Annotated in this window: 8 protein-coding genes; 3 read left to right on the forward strand and 5 right to left on the reverse strand. The window is 62.5% G+C overall.

Translation table 11 applies throughout. The annotated features are described in order from the left end of the window. Positions 1 to 101: 101 nt before the first annotated feature. Positions 102 to 3,047 carry a PD-(D/E)XK nuclease family protein gene (locus EWM57_RS06820; protein WP_129920389.1) on the reverse strand — a complete coding sequence of 982 codons (2,946 nt, stop codon included), beginning with the start codon at positions 3,045 to 3,047 and terminating at the stop codon, positions 102 to 104. Positions 3,048 to 3,130: 83 nt separating this feature from the next. Beyond that, on the reverse strand, positions 3,131 to 4,699 hold the full coding sequence (locus EWM57_RS06825; RefSeq protein ID WP_129920390.1) for a rhomboid family intramembrane serine protease: 1,569 nt from the start codon (positions 4,697 to 4,699) through the stop codon (positions 3,131 to 3,133). 101 nt (positions 4,700 to 4,800) lie between these two features. On the opposite strand from EWM57_RS06825, the gene EWM57_RS06830 reads away from it, so the two are divergent. After that, the gene (locus tag EWM57_RS06830) at positions 4,801 to 4,998 is read left to right on the forward strand and encodes a hypothetical protein (RefSeq protein ID WP_129920391.1); all 198 of its coding nucleotides are present in this window, start codon (positions 4,801 to 4,803) and stop codon (positions 4,996 to 4,998) included. 49 nt (positions 4,999 to 5,047) lie between these two features. Here the strand turns inward: EWM57_RS06830 and EWM57_RS06835 are convergent, their stop codons facing one another. The 3 genes from EWM57_RS06835 to EWM57_RS06845 form a co-directional block, all read right to left on the reverse strand. Continuing rightward, positions 5,048 to 6,340 (reverse strand): TCR/Tet family MFS transporter, encoded by a 1,293-nt coding sequence (locus EWM57_RS06835; protein ID WP_129920392.1) that lies wholly within the window; start codon positions 6,338 to 6,340, stop codon positions 5,048 to 5,050. Positions 6,341 to 6,442: 102 nt separating this feature from the next. Next, the gene (locus EWM57_RS06840; RefSeq protein ID WP_129920393.1) at positions 6,443 to 9,856 is read right to left on the reverse strand and encodes a UvrD-helicase domain-containing protein; all 3,414 of its coding nucleotides are present in this window, start codon (positions 9,854 to 9,856) and stop codon (positions 6,443 to 6,445) included. A 520-nt stretch (positions 9,857 to 10,376) separates the two neighbouring features. After that, on the reverse strand, positions 10,377 to 10,802 hold the full coding sequence (locus tag EWM57_RS06845) for an acyl-CoA thioesterase (RefSeq protein WP_129920394.1): 426 nt from the start codon (positions 10,800 to 10,802) through the stop codon (positions 10,377 to 10,379). Between the two features lie 353 nt (positions 10,803 to 11,155). Here EWM57_RS06845 and EWM57_RS06850 point away from each other — a divergent pair, with 353 nt between their 5' ends. Next, on the forward strand, positions 11,156 to 11,347 hold the full coding sequence (locus tag EWM57_RS06850) for a cold-shock protein (protein WP_129920395.1): 192 nt from the start codon (positions 11,156 to 11,158) through the stop codon (positions 11,345 to 11,347). A 401-nt stretch (positions 11,348 to 11,748) separates the two neighbouring features. After that, complete coding sequence (locus tag EWM57_RS06855; RefSeq protein WP_129920396.1) at positions 11,749 to 13,644, forward strand: DEAD/DEAH box helicase; 1,896 nt, start codon at positions 11,749 to 11,751, stop codon at positions 13,642 to 13,644. Positions 13,645 to 13,732 lie beyond the last annotated feature (88 nt).

Below are 13,732 nucleotides of genomic sequence, written 5' to 3' on the forward strand. Positions count from 1 at the left end.
GCCGAAAACGACGAAAAGAAGAAGTGAAAAAAATGCGGGGGCTGCTGAAGATAAGCAGCGGAAAAACGTAATCGGGTCCGGCGCCGGGGAGCTAGACAATTTTACCGGGCGCAGATGCCGCGGTACGGGCAATATTCGCAGCGGCGCAAATCGTCGGTTTTACGGATGGGCTCCTGCGGGTCGAGGATGCGGCGGGCCAGCTCTCCGATAAGCTCCTCACTGGCCTGGGTAAACGACTGGCCGTCGGCCGTGACAAAGGCCATGTCGGCCGTGAGCAGGCCCTCGTTGATGCTGCGCAAGGACAGGATGGCCGCGTCGGCGGCGGGGCGGCTCTGGCTTTCGAGCATGTAGCGGTAGAGCCAGAGCTGCCGCACTTTTTCGGGCCCGGAGTCGGCATCGAGCAGGAGCTTTTCCCGGGCCGCGGGGGCGTCGCCCTTGCTGTTGAGGCGCAGCTCGGCGGCTCGCACCATGCCGGTTTTGTAGTCGACCACGCGCAGGCGGCCGTCGGACAGCTCGTCGAGGCGGTCGGCGGTGCCAATCAGGCGCAGGTTGAGGGTGCTGCCGTCGTCGAGGCGCACAAAGACCGTGGCGTGGAGCTTGGTTTCAAGGCCCTTGATGCGCAGGGGCAGCAGGCCGGGCTGGTTGGGCAGGCTTTCGAGGTAGCGGCGCACGAGCTGCTCGGCCACTTGCCCCAGCACGTGGTTGAGGCCCTCGTCGGGGCGGGCGTGGCGCTCCTGCTCGGCCTGCCAGAGGGCCGCGGCCACTTCCTGGGGCACGCGCTGCAGCAGACCCGGAATATCGGCGGCCGTGAGCTCCCGGCTGTCCTCGGCGAAGGGCAGAAACAGCATTTCCAGGGCCTTGTGCACGGCCGTGCCGAAGCCGTCGGCGCCGAGCTGCTCTTCTACTTCATCGTTTTCGCTGAACTTGGCCAAGCGGTTGAAGTAAAAGCGCAAGCTGCACTTGAGGTACTCGTTCAGGGCGGAAGGCGAGAGGCCGTTTTCGAGCCGAGTGCGCAGGGCCGCCAGCATTTCGGCGTCTTTTTCCAGCACCAAATCCCCTTCGTACCCGTCCGTGACGGCCTCGTCCTCCACCACGGCGGCCGTCAGGTCACGCAAGGTCAGGTTAGGGTTCTGCGGGGCCAGATCGTGCTCGAGCTGGAGTAGGAAGCGGCTCCGTTCCCCGGTGCGGGTACCTTCGGCTCCGGGCAGCACGTGCACTAAATCGACGTGGCGGGCCCGCTGGAGCAGGCGCCAGAACGTGTAGGCCGTGGCCGCCTCGTGGTCGGCGTAGGTGGGCAGGCGGAATTCGCGCAGCACGTCGTAGGGAAACAGGGAGCCGTGGCGCTTGGGGGCCGGCAGCACGTTTTCGTTGCAGCTCAGAATGATGACGTGGTCGAAGTCCAGGGCCCGGGTTTCGAGCAGGCCCATCACCTGCACGTCGGCAATGGGCTCCCCGCTGAAGGGCAGGCGGGTGCTGGTCATCTGGTCGTAGAGAAACCGGCGGAAGGAGCGCACCGACAGGCGCTGCTCCCGGCAGTCGAACACCGAATCGAGCCGCTTGACCAGGGTAAAAAACAGGTACAGGTACTCCGCCTCGATGGCCGAGTGCTGGTCCTGGTACACCTGCTTGAGCAGGTTGATGAGCGTGTAGCAGGCGGCAATGATGTCGTCGCAGGTGTCCCAGGTTTTGAACAGGGCCTCAATGAGCGGGTGGTGCTGGCCGAGCTCCTCGAGCTCGGTGGCGGGCAGCAGCACGGCATTGCGGCGCACAATTTCGCGGCACACCTTGTCGAGCAGGCCGTGGTACTGGGGCTGGTCGGGCTGGCGGTTGAGCCAGAGCTGGAAGCGGCGCAGAAACGGGTGGCCCAGCAGCTTGGTCACGGCCAGGTGGTGGTAGCGCGGCACGCCGTAGTCCTGCCCATCGGCGCCCTCCCGGATGCCGGTCAGGTGCACTTCGAAGAGCAGATCCACCAGGTTGAACAGCGGGGTGCTCTGGAAGCTCAGGCCCATGGTCACGTTGTAGTCGGGCGCTACGGTGGGGGGCAGGCCGTGCAGCACGGGCAGCAGCAGGGTTTCGTCGGGCAGCACGATGGCCACGGTGCCGGTGGGGTTCCGTTGCCGGGCTTCGGTGAGCAGCTGCCCGGCCACCTTGCCCTGCATGCTGGCGTTGGCCACGCCCACGAAGCGCACTTCCCGCTCCAGCCCCCGCAGCAGGTTGGCGGGGCCGCCAAATACCTCGTTGGGCAGCTCCCAGCGCTGGCGGTAGCGACGCAGGTGCTGGCCGGCGCGGTTGGGCGAGTCGGCATCCATGTAAAAGGCGTCGCCGTCGAAGCGCACCTCGGCGCGCCGTTCCTTGAGCAGGAGCTGAATCAGCTTTTCCTCGGCCCGCGACAGGTAGCCCAACCCCAGAAACACGTGCTGGGGCACCTCCTCCTCTTGTGTGAGGCAGGCCGTGAGCTTTTCCACCGCCAGACGGTAGGCTAGGCCGGGGTAGGCAATATGTTCGGCGAGCATTCGCTTACGCAGCTCCCTGTACACCTTTTCCAGGTCGTCCCAAAACTTGAAGTAGGCCCCCGTCATCGACTGGGGCGAGGGCGCCTCGGCCAGCTCCCAGCGCTCCAGGGCCTTGGCCTGGGAGAGGTACTCAAACACCTTGGCGGGCTGGGCCAGGTTCTGGTCGAGGTTGGAAAAGTCCTGGAGCAGCAGGCCCGACCAGCCCACGAACCGGTCGAAGTCGAGGCTGCGGTCGATGTCGCGCAGGATGTCGAAGAGCAGCAGCTGCAGGGTAATGGGCTCCTCAATCTGCACGCCGGCCAGCTCCACCGTGTAGTCTTCCATGGCCGCCACCCGCGGGCTCCACAGCGCCTCGCCGGCCCCGGTAGCCATGGCCAGCTCATTTTTCAGGTACACCACCGCCCGGCGCGTGGGCACGACGACGACCAGCTCCGAGAGGTCCTCGGGGGCATAGCGGCTCACCAGTTCCCGGGCCATCTGGGAAAGAAAGGAATCGGTGACGACGGCGGCCGGGGGAGGGGGAGCGGTAAGCATTGGAGACTGGGATTGAATAGACAAAAGGGCCTTGGTTGAAAAGTGTCAGCCGGAAAGAAAATCAGGGGCGCTATACGCCGCTTTTACTCAACGGCCGCTGCCGCGGGCTGCTGCGGCAGCGTGAAGATTAGTAGGCCCCCGAGCAGCAGGCCGGTGCCCAAACCGCCCAGATGCGCCGCATTGTCGGTATTAGGATATAAAAAGCCCAGCAGCAACCCGACAATGCCGTAGAGGACCGTAAAAATAAGGATTATGCCCCGGGCTTCGGACGGTACCCGGTGGCTGAAAGCCAGGACCAATCCGCCGCCGAACAGCCCAAAAATAGCCCCCGAAGCGCCGATAGAGACTATGTCGGGATGCCACCACGCGCTGGCTAGGCTGGCCCCCAGGCCGCCAAGAAAATAAAGCAAGGCCAGCCGGGTGGTGCCGATGGCGCGCTCCAGCGCCCAGCCAATCAGGCCCAGCGCCACCAGATTGTAGGTAACGTGCATAATGCCGCCGTGGACAAAAATGCTGGTCAGCAGCCGCCACCATTCTCCAGCTACCAGCTTGGAGCCGTGCAGGGCGCCCCAAGCCAGTAGGTCCTGGCTGCGGAAGTGCATCACGCCCAGCCCGGCAAAAACCATGACCAGAAATACCAACCCATTGGTGCCGAGCAGCAAAGGCGTAAGGGCGTAGCCTTGCCGGGGCCACACGTAGGGCTTCAGCTCGGTCCACAGTCCGGGCTCGGGCTCGGCGTTGGTGTCGGTGCGCCGCAGAACTTCCACGGAGGAAACCTCAGGAAATACGAGCATAAGCAAATACAGACCTAACCCCACAGTTAGCGCCCAGCCTAGCTTCCCCAGCGGAGCCTGGGCGCGCGTGGCAAAGCTCTGCGTTTGGGGCAGCACAACTACCGGAGCCGCCGATGCCTGGTAGCGCTGATTACGGCCCACAGCCTGCTGGAATTCGTTGTGGTCGTCGGCCGCCGTGGCCAGGGCCAGATAGCTAAAGTGCGACAAGTCGGCAGCGTTGAAGGCCGCTTCGGAGCGCCGCATGAATTCCTGGTAGCGCGTTTCCTTTTCCGCCGTAGTCAGTTGGGAAGAAATGAATTCCGTCTCGTGCCAGCCCAGCCAGAGCGGTGCTGCCCGCTGCGCAGTATCGGCGGCCGTCGCCAGCAACGGGCAAGCAACGTAAAGGTCGAGCTGTATTTTTTCGTTGTTCTTGCCGACGGGAGTAGCCTGCGGATAAACGCTGGCGCCAGCTTTGTGCACGTACAGCTGCCGGATGGTATAGAAGCGGGCCGTGGGGTGTTGCCGGGACTCGGCAGGCGTTGCCAAGGAAGCAAGCTCACCGGTGGCCTGGGTTAGATAATTGGCTATAGACAGCGCCCCAAACGTCAGCATACCGGCGGGTACCAGGTAGAACAGGGTAGTCCATCGGTCATCGGATCCTCTTCTCAGTAGGCGAAGCGGACCTCGCAGTCCCAGAAAGGCAATGATTCCGCCCAGCGCGAAAAACACCCAGAAGCGAGTTTCCTGGTTTAAATCAACCCACCCCAAGTGCAGGACCAGCAGCCAGAACAGTCCGCCAAACAGCAGTACAAACGACGCGGTGACTAACAGCAGGGGGAAAAAAATGTGGCGAAGCTTGAATCCGTAATTGGCTAACATAAAAGGGTAGAGGTATCTTGAAAAGATAAGCGCTGTTCGCCGAAATAATCCTTCAATATTGCACCGTCCGGCGCAGTTCACTACCCCGCCGGCGCATTTTTATGAAAGCCAAGCACGGCCTGATTCTCTTTATTCTGGGCTGGTGCCTGCGGCTGGTCGGCGGCCTATTCAAGGTACAGCACTGGGCCGGGGCCGACAGCCTGCTGATTATCAGCACTGCGTTGCTCGTGGTGGGGCTGCTGGTTTTCGGGGCCAAGCTATTAGCTCACCCCAAGGTGAAGGAGTTTCTCAACCGGTAGCAGCAGAGCGTTTAAGCCGACAACCGGTTGCCAGACTTGGTCCCAGGCCTTAGGCGTGCGCCTCGGTGGCGTTGGGCTCCACCAGCTCGGCCGCGGCCGGCGCGGGCGTAGGGGCCACATAGTTGGCCAGGGAGCGGACGGCCAGCAACACGCTGACTACGGTCAGCACGGCCCCAGCCAGGAAGGCGGCGCCGGGAAAGTGGACGGGCGCTTCGGGACCGGTGAAGTAGGAAAACAGGTTGGTCATGAACGGCGGCCCCACGATGGAAGTCAGGCTGACCAGGCTGGTGAGGGCACCCTGCAGCTCGCCCTGCTCGTTGGCTGGCACCTGCCCGCTCATGATGCCCTGCAAGGCTGGTCCGGCAATGCCGCCCAGGCAGTAGGGCACCAGAAAGGCAAACATCATCCAGCCTTCGGTGGCAAAAGCAAACAGCAGAAAGCCCACCGCGTACATGCCCAGCCCAATAAAAACCGAGCGTTTCGGGCCCAGCTTGGGGTTCACCCACCGAATCAGCAGGCCCTGCACCAACCCGGTGAGGATGCCGATGGCGCCCAGGGAGTACCCCACCCATTTAGCCGTCCAGCTGAACTTGTACATGGTGTAGTACGACCAAGTGCTTTGGGTGGAGTGGGCCGCCAGGTAAATGCAGACCAGGGAGCCCACCATGCCCAGAATCACCGGGTAGCGCTGCAGCTGCCGGAGCGAGCCGATGGGGTTGGCGCGCTTCCAGTCGAAGGGCCGCCGGTGGGCCTGGTCCAGGGACTCGGGCAGGATAAAGTAGCCGTAGAGCCAGTTGCAGAGCGTCAGCACGGCCGCCACCAGAAACGGCACCCGGGGCCCGAAGCCGCTGAGCAGCCCGCCGATGACGGGCCCGATGGCGAAACCCATGCCGAAGGCCGCCCCCACCAGACCGAAGTTCTGAGCCCGTTTTTCCGGCGGACTGATGTCGGCAATGTAGGCCATGGCGGTGGAGAAGCTGGCCCCGGTGATGCCGGCAATGATGCGCCCCACGAACAGCCAGCCGATGCTGGGTGCGAAGGCCAGAAAGAGGTAATCGAGTCCGAAGCCGAAGAGGGCAAAGAGCAGCACCGGCCGGCGGCCGAATTTATCGGACAGGTTGCCCAGCACCGGCGAAAACAGAAACTGCATGCTGGCGAAGGCAAACATCATCCAGCCCCCGTAGCGGGCCGCCTCGCTGAGCCGCTCGGCCGCGCTCAGGTGGCTGCCCAGCAAGTCCCCGATTAGCTTGGGCATAATCGGGATGATGATGCCAAACCCAATCACGTCGAGCAGCAGCGTGACGAAGATAAAGCCGAGGGCGGCCGGGCGTTTGTCGGACATAGCGGTAGGGCAGGTGGCGGATCCGCAAGTTAGTATTCTGCGCAGGGGCTGCCAAACAAATTAGCATCGGAGCTCCGGCCCAACCCGCCCGGAAGCAGCCGCTTAAAACTCAATTACCTCCTCCGTATCGAAGTAGTAAAGCACGCAGCGGACCTCATTATAGCGCAGCTGCCGAAAAAGCTCGGCGTATTCCTGCAGCAGGCGGCGGTGTTGGTCTTTCGGCGGCGGCACCCGAAAGTCGAGCAGCGTGACGCGGGTGCCGGCCCGGCTCCGGGCCCCGCCCAGGGCTTCAAACACCACCCGGTCGGGCTGGTAGTCGCGGCGCTTCACGCCCCCGACCAAGATTTCCCGCTCGGTTTCCACCGCCACCTGGGCACTGAAGTAGTGGGCCAGTTGGGGGTGGGTCACAACCTGCTGGAGGCGGGCCACCAGCTCGGGCTTTTCGCGCAAACTGATCAGGCCCTCGGCGGCCAGCTGGGTAGCTACCTTCGGCACGTCGGCGGCCAGCACCACCCGGCGCAGGGCGTAGTGCAGCTTGCGGTTCCACTCGTTGCGGACCTGCTGCTCGTCGAAGTCAAAGACCGTATTGGCGTGGCGGCGCAGGCGCAGGCGCTCCTCCCAGGGCGCGGTGCCCAGGTTCAGCAGCGGATAGTCGGCCCGGGCGGGGGGCGCCGGCCGGCGGCGGGCGGCCGCCCCTCCCGACAGCACGAAGCTCACCTGCTCCTCGTCCCACTGGCCGGCATCCACCAGAAAGCGGTGCAGTAGCTGGCTCACGTTGCGGGCCGCGGCCTGGGGCGCGTCGTCGGTGGAAGCAGCTTTCGTGGGGCGGGGCCGCTCGGCAATGGCATAAAGGCGGTGGCGGGGGCGGGTGAAGGCCACGTAGAGCATGTTGAGCCCTTCAAGAAAGGTTTTCTCGCGCTCCTCGGTATACTGCTCGGCCAGGGGCGTGTGCAGCAGGGCGCCGCTCAGCGGCACCACGGCTACGGCGGGCATCTGCTCCAGGGGCTTGGTTTGCGCGTTCAGCTGCCCCCAGAGCAGGGTGTTGCGGTGGGGCTCCAGGCTCCAGTCGGCGAAGGGCACAATGACCACGCCGTAGGCCAGCCCTTTGGCCGTGTGCACGGTGGTAATGGTAACGGCGTCGCGGCCGCCGGGGGCGTTGATGCTCAGCGTGCTTTTGCGCTGGTCCCAGTAGGTGAGGAAGTTGTTGAGGTTGTTGCCGAAGCGCAGGCTGTATTCCAGCGTCAGGTCGAGGAAGCGAAACAGGTACTCACTCTCGCCGTTGCGCCCCAGCAGCCAGAAGGTCCCAATCAGGCGCTCGGTCAGCTCGTAGAGGCCCAGGTTGCCGACTTCGTGTTCCTTCACGTCGTAGCCCAGCTCGCGCAGGTGGTCGAAGAAGGGCTCGGCTTTTTCCTCCACGGCCAGGGTTGAAATATCCCGGGCCCGGGCCGGGGTAGGGGCCAGCCGCCGCACCACTTTGTCGACCAGCAGCAGGGCTTCGGCCCGGGCCAGGGTATCGACGGGCTGATTGAGGACCCGGAAAATGGAAACCAGCAAATTGACGACCTCGGCAAACTCCAAGGACAGCGAATCGGCGGAAATAATGGCGTAGCCGCGCTCCTTCAGAAACTTGGCCACCAGCCGGCTGCTGTGGCGGGTGCGGCAGAGCACGGCCACGTCGCGCAGGGCAAAACCGTCGCGCAGGGCCTGTTCTACGAGCTGCAGCGTCAGGTACAGCGTGCTTTCCTCGTAGTCGAGCAGGGCGTCTTCGCGGTGACCGGGTAGCAGCTCGGCGGAGTAGGTGCCGTCGGCGGGGGAATAGCGCCGGGCCGGGGCATCGTGCTGGGTGAAAATGATTTCGACGTGGCCGGCCGCCGCTCCCGCCGGCGGCGCCTGCTGGGTGAAGCCCTCGTCGTAGATGCTCTGGACCAGCTCAAACTGGGCGTGGGTTTGGCTGATCTGGGCGAAAAAACGGTTGTTGAAGCCGATAATCTCGGGGGCCGAGCGGAAGTTGGTGTTCAGCGCCCGGGGCTCCAGGACGTGGTCCAGGGTCTGGTAGCGCTCCTGGAGCAGCGCCTGCATGTCCGGGTCGGTGGCGCGGCGGTAGAGGTGCTCGGTCTGGCCCTGGTGCAGGCGCAGAATCTGCTCCATCTCGCCCCCGCGCCAGCGGTAGATGGCCTGCTTGGCGTCGCCCACGGCCAGGCTCAGGTTGTCGGTAGCCACGGCGTTTTCGACCAATGGCAGCAGGTTGTTCCACTGCAGTACCGAGGTGTCCTGAAACTCGTCGATGAGCAGGTGGGCGTACCGGTCGCCGAGCCGTTCGTAGAGAAACGGCACGGGCTCAGTCAGCACGATGCTGGCAATGCGGCGGTTAAACTCGCTGATGAGCACCACGTTCCGCTCCCGGCTGAGCTGGTCCACAATCTTGCTCAGCTCGCTCAGCAGCGAAGCGTGAAACAGGTACTGCTGCATGCCGCTCAGCAGCAGATAGCTGGGCAGGTGCAGGGCCCGCAGCTCTTCCAGCTCCCGGAAGGCGTCGTGCAGGGTGGGCTTGATGGCCTCGATGCGGCTTTTGAAAGGCTCCTTGTCGCCGGCCCCGCTGCTCCACTTACCCGAGTCGGCCACCTTGCTGGCCGTAGCCGTGGGCGTGTTGCCGTCCTCGAGCCAGCGCCCCCACTTGGCGAAGTGGGTGTAGATGCCGTTGGCCCCGCCCGCCAAGTGCACCGGCTCCAGCCCCTGCCCGCTGATGGCATCGAGGGCCTTGAAGGCGGCCAGCTGCACGGCGCCCTCAATTTCCTGGCGGCGCTTGCGGATAGCCTCGTGCAGGCGGCGGAAGTCCTGCAGGGTGAGCAGCTGGAGCTGGGCCACGGCCTCGTGCACGCTCTCGTTGAAGAGGTACTTGCCAAACTTGACCAGCTCGTCGGGCAGGGTGTTCCAGCTTTTGCCCTCCTCGGCCTTCCCCAGGGCGTACTCGGCCAGGGTTTTGGACAGCAGCGCCGAATTGGGGTCCCGGTTCACCTTGTCGAGCAGCACGGCCACCGCGCTTTGCAGCACCGCGTCGGTATCGAGTTCCACCTCGAAAGTAGCGGGCAGACCCAACTCCCGGGTAAAGGCCGTCACGATGCGCTGCACGAAGGAGTCGATGGTGCTCACGGCGAAGTCGGCGTAGTGGTAGAGCACCAGGCGGAAGGTTTCCTGGGCCCGGCGCCGCACTTCCTGCTGCTGCTCGGCCTCGGTGTCGAGGCGGCGGGGCAGCTGCCGGGCGGCGTACAGCTCGGCCGTCACCTCGGCCAGCAGGGCATCCGGCTGCCCTTCGGCGGGGTAGGCAAACTGCCGCAGGGCGCCGATGATACGCTCCTTCATTTCCCCGGCCGCGTCGTTGGTGAAGGTGATGGCCAGGATGCTCTTGAAGTAGGCCGGGTCTTCGGAGCCCAGGGCCAGCTTCAGGTATTCCTTGGTCAGCTGGTAGGTTTTGCCGGAGCCGGCAGACGAGGAATAGATGCGGAAGGTGGCGGGCATGGGGAAGGATGGGTAGCGGCCCGCAAAATAGCCTATAAGTAGCGGTTAACCGGGCCTTTTTTTGAGTAAACTGCCACTTCTACAAGGACTTTAACAACAGGCAGAAAAGCTGTAAATAACTATCTAATTGGGTATAATGTCACCTGCAATACTTTTTTTAACGGGTATAGTACTGTATAGCTTAGGTTGCTATGCAGTCGGGCTTATCACGGAGTGGGCATTGTCTTGTAGGCTTGGGTGGCGAGTTCTTATTCGCTCTTTCTTCTATGCGTTATTCTTCGGGGTGGGAATTGTGGCAAGCGGAGGCGAGCCTGGGTTCGGGTTTCCCGCCCCAAATGTTGTAGCGATACTTCTTATGTATGGTTCATGGCGTGGTGCTTTCGTCACTACGCTGGGTGTTTTCATTTTTTGGTGGGTAATGCTGTTGTGCTTTATGCTGGTCTGGCATTTTGTAAAAAAAAGACGACGTAAGATTCAGCCCTAGCAGACAGCTGTCCTTAACCATGGTTATACCTGCCAATTATAACACCGCCTCCCGCAGCCGCTGAATCACGTCCTCCGGCACCCGCCGCGGCCGCAAAGTCTGCGGGTCCAAGAAGGCCCACTGGGTTTCGGCCTCGCAGAGCAGGGCCCCGTCGCTCGTGCGCTCAATGCGGGTAAAGCGCTGGCTCTGGGCCCCGCGCACCGTGCCCACCCAGGTCGTGCAGCGCAGCTCGTCGTGGAGCAGGGCGGGGCGCAGGTAGCGGATGCGGTGCTCCATGACCACCCACATATAAGGACTAGGCGCGGCCGTTGGCGGGTAGCAGGCCCGCCAGTGGGCGCTGGCAATGTCCTGCACCCAGCGCACGTACTGCACGTTGTTGGCGTGATGAAGCTCGTCGATGTCGGCTTCTACCACGCGCACGAGGTGGGAAAAGCGGAAGGAGTCGGGGGCGGCAGGTTCCATGGGGCGTAAAGAAACAACCCGCAGAACTGATTTTCGGCCCGTGAGTCCAGGAAAGAAGCCCCGATTCAGGCTTTTTTCGGGGTGGGGGAATAAAAAATGCGCGGCGGACTAAATATTATTCGGGCCTCGGCAAAGGCCGAAAAGGTGCTTTAAACGGAGTGGTGCCCGTATTAGGGGTCCGCAGCCCGGGGCGGCCCCGCGGATTGGGGGCGGTGGCAAGCTACTGTGCGGGTAAAGTCGTATATTTGCCTAAGTTTAAGAAATGTGCATCACGCCTTCTGCCAGTTGTCCCGCAAGGAGCCCGCTCAGATTTCATGGCCACTTTGCTTGAATGACATACATAAACAAACAACATGCAGACAGGAACAGTAAAATTCTTCAATGACACCAAGGGCTTTGGCTTCATTAAAGTAGACAACTCGAGCGAAGACATCTTCGTGCACGTAAGTGACCTCATCGACGAGATTCGTGAAAACGACAAAGTACAGTTCGAAGTAGCTCAGGGCAAAAAAGGCCTGAACGCTGTTAAAGTGTCGCTGGTTTAGTCCCGCTTCCCTTCGAACAACCAAAGAAGCCCGCTGCAAAGCGGGCTTCTTTGCTTTTAGGGCCACCCCGCGAATAGTATTTTATCCACGCCCTTCGGAACGAATCGGCCCCCTTGCGTCGTTAGGCGGCTTTAGCTGGGTGAATGTTCCACGCTTAGTTGGATAATCTTTACCCGCGAATAACAGCTCCCTATCTTTTTTGCTGGAAAAGCCGTACCTTTGCAGCCGCATTGAGAACGGCCATGTTCCGCGCAGCAGAGGCTGCAGTAATCTAATAGGCTGGCCGCCTTCGTCTTCCCGTCCGTTGCTTCCGTCGCTTGTCGTTGTTGTTGAGTGGGAAAGGAACGTCGCTGAATCCGCTGTTTTCAGAGCTAGTGTCTCCCATTCCATCAAACCAAGTCATGGAAAAAGTAAAATTTGAAGAGCTGAATCTCTCCGAAGAGATGATGCGCGCCATCACCGACCTCGGCTACGAAGAGGCGTCCCCCATCCAGACGGCCGCCATTCCGGTGCTGCTCGAAGGTCACGACGTTATCGGCCAGGCCCAGACCGGTACCGGCAAAACGGCCGCTTTCGGCATTCCCGCCATTGAGGGCATCGATGTAAACAGCAAAGCCGTGCAGGTGCTCGTGCTCTGCCCCACCCGCGAGCTGGCCGTCCAGGTATCGGGCGAGCTGCAGAAGCTGGGCAAATATAAGCGCGGCCTGGCCGTGGTGCCGATTTACGGCGGCCAGAGCTACGACCGGCAGTTCCAGGCCCTGGAGCGCGGCGTGCAAATCGTCATTGGCACTCCCGGCCGGGTAATGGACCACCTCGAGCGGGGTACCCTGAAGCTGGACAAAGCCACCAAGATCATCCTCGATGAGGCCGACGAAATGCTCGACATGGGCTTCCGCGAGGACATCGAAATCGTGCTGAGCAAGATGCCCGAGCAGCGCCAGACGGTGTTCTTCTCGGCCACGATGAGCAAGCCGATTATGGAGCTCACCAAGAAGTACCAGACCAACCCGCAGATCGTAAAAGTCAACCACCAGGAGTTGACCGTTACGAACATCGAGCAGATGTACTACGAGGTGCGCAACCCGATGAAAAAGGACGTGCTGTCCCGCATCATCGACATGTACAACCTCAAGTCGACCATCGTTTTCTGCAACACCAAGCGCATGGTGGATGAGTGCGTGGCCGAGCTCCAGGCCCGCGGCTACTTCGCCGACGGCCTGCACGGCGACATGGGCCAGCAGCAGCGCCAGAATACGCTCGACAAGTTCCGCAAGGGCACGCTCGAAATTCTGGTGGCTACCGACGTGGCCGCCCGCGGCATCGACGTGGAGAACGTGGAGGCCGTGGTGAACTACGACTTGCCCGCTGATGAGGAGTACTACGTGCACCGCATCGGCCGCACTGGCCGGGCCGGCAAGCTGGGCAAGGCCTTCACCTTCGTCAGCGGCCGCGACATCTACAAGCTGCGCGACATCATGCGCTTCACCAAGGCCCAGATCAAGCAGGAGCGGATTCCGTCCTTCGAAGACGTGTCGGAGGTGAAAACCACGCTGTTTTTGGCCCAGATCAAGGAAGTCATTGAGAAGGGCAAGCTGGAGAAATACGTGCAGCGCGTGCAGCGCCTGCTCGACCAAGAGGAGGACATCACGTCCCTGGACGTGGCCGCCGCCCTGCTGCGCATGACCATGAAGGAGGACAAGCAGGCCGAGAAGAGCCTCGAAGCCGGCCGGGAGCGGGGTGCCGTTCGTCCGGGCTTCACCCGCCTGTTCGTGACCATGGGCAAAAAGGACCGGGTGCACCCGCGCGACATCGTGGACCTGATTGCCGAAAACACCGCCCTGGTGGGCAGCAAAGTCGGCGACATTGCCCTCTACGACAAGTTCAGCTTCGTGGAAGTGCCTTCGGAGTACGCCGAGGAAATCATTGAGAAACTGGGCCGCACCTCGATTCAGGGTCGTCCGGTGGCATTCAACATTGCCACGCCCCGCCAGGAAGGCGATGCGCAGCAGGAAGGCAACACCCGCGGCCCCGGTGGCTTCGGCGCCGACGACAACCGGCCCGCTCGCCGGGCTCCGTACGGCAACCGCGAAGGCGGTAGCTCCTACGGCGGCGGCTACAAAGGCAACCGGGACGGCGGCAGCTCCTACGGCGGCGGCAACCGCGGTGGCTACGGCGACCGTCGGGAAGGCGGCTACGGCGGCAACCGCGACGGGGGCTCCTCGTACGGCGGCGGCTACAAAGGCAAGCGCGACGGTGGCAGCTACGGTGGTGGTGGCTACAAAGGCCGCCGCGACTAAGCAGCACAGATTCGCTTAACGCAATAAAAAAAGCCTCTCCGGATTTCGGAGAGGCTTTTTTTATTGCCCTTGGCAAAAGCTTCGTGAG

Source organism: Hymenobacter persicinus (assembly GCF_004167665.1).
Taxonomy (GTDB): Bacteria; Bacteroidota; Bacteroidia; order Cytophagales; family Hymenobacteraceae; genus Hymenobacter; species Hymenobacter persicinus.

Bases quoted from the DNA above. Each gene is read 5' to 3' on its own strand.
- EWM57_RS06820 (WP_129920389.1), bottom strand. From the start codon at position 3,047: ATGCTTACCGCTCCCCCTCCCCCGGCCGCCGTCGTCACCGATTCCTTT.
- EWM57_RS06825 (WP_129920390.1), bottom strand. From the start codon at position 4,699: ATGTTAGCCAATTACGGATTCAAGCTTCGCCACATTTTTTTCCCCCTG.
- EWM57_RS06830 (WP_129920391.1), top strand. From the start codon at position 4,801: ATGAAAGCCAAGCACGGCCTGATTCTCTTTATTCTGGGCTGGTGCCTG.
- EWM57_RS06835 (WP_129920392.1), bottom strand. From the start codon at position 6,340: ATGTCCGACAAACGCCCGGCCGCCCTCGGCTTTATCTTCGTCACGCTG.
- EWM57_RS06840 (WP_129920393.1), bottom strand. From the start codon at position 9,856: ATGCCCGCCACCTTCCGCATCTATTCCTCGTCTGCCGGCTCCGGCAAA.
- EWM57_RS06845 (WP_129920394.1), bottom strand. From the start codon at position 10,802: ATGGAACCTGCCGCCCCCGACTCCTTCCGCTTTTCCCACCTCGTGCGC.
- EWM57_RS06850 (WP_129920395.1), top strand. From the start codon at position 11,156: ATGCAGACAGGAACAGTAAAATTCTTCAATGACACCAAGGGCTTTGGC.
- EWM57_RS06855 (WP_129920396.1), top strand. From the start codon at position 11,749: ATGGAAAAAGTAAAATTTGAAGAGCTGAATCTCTCCGAAGAGATGATG.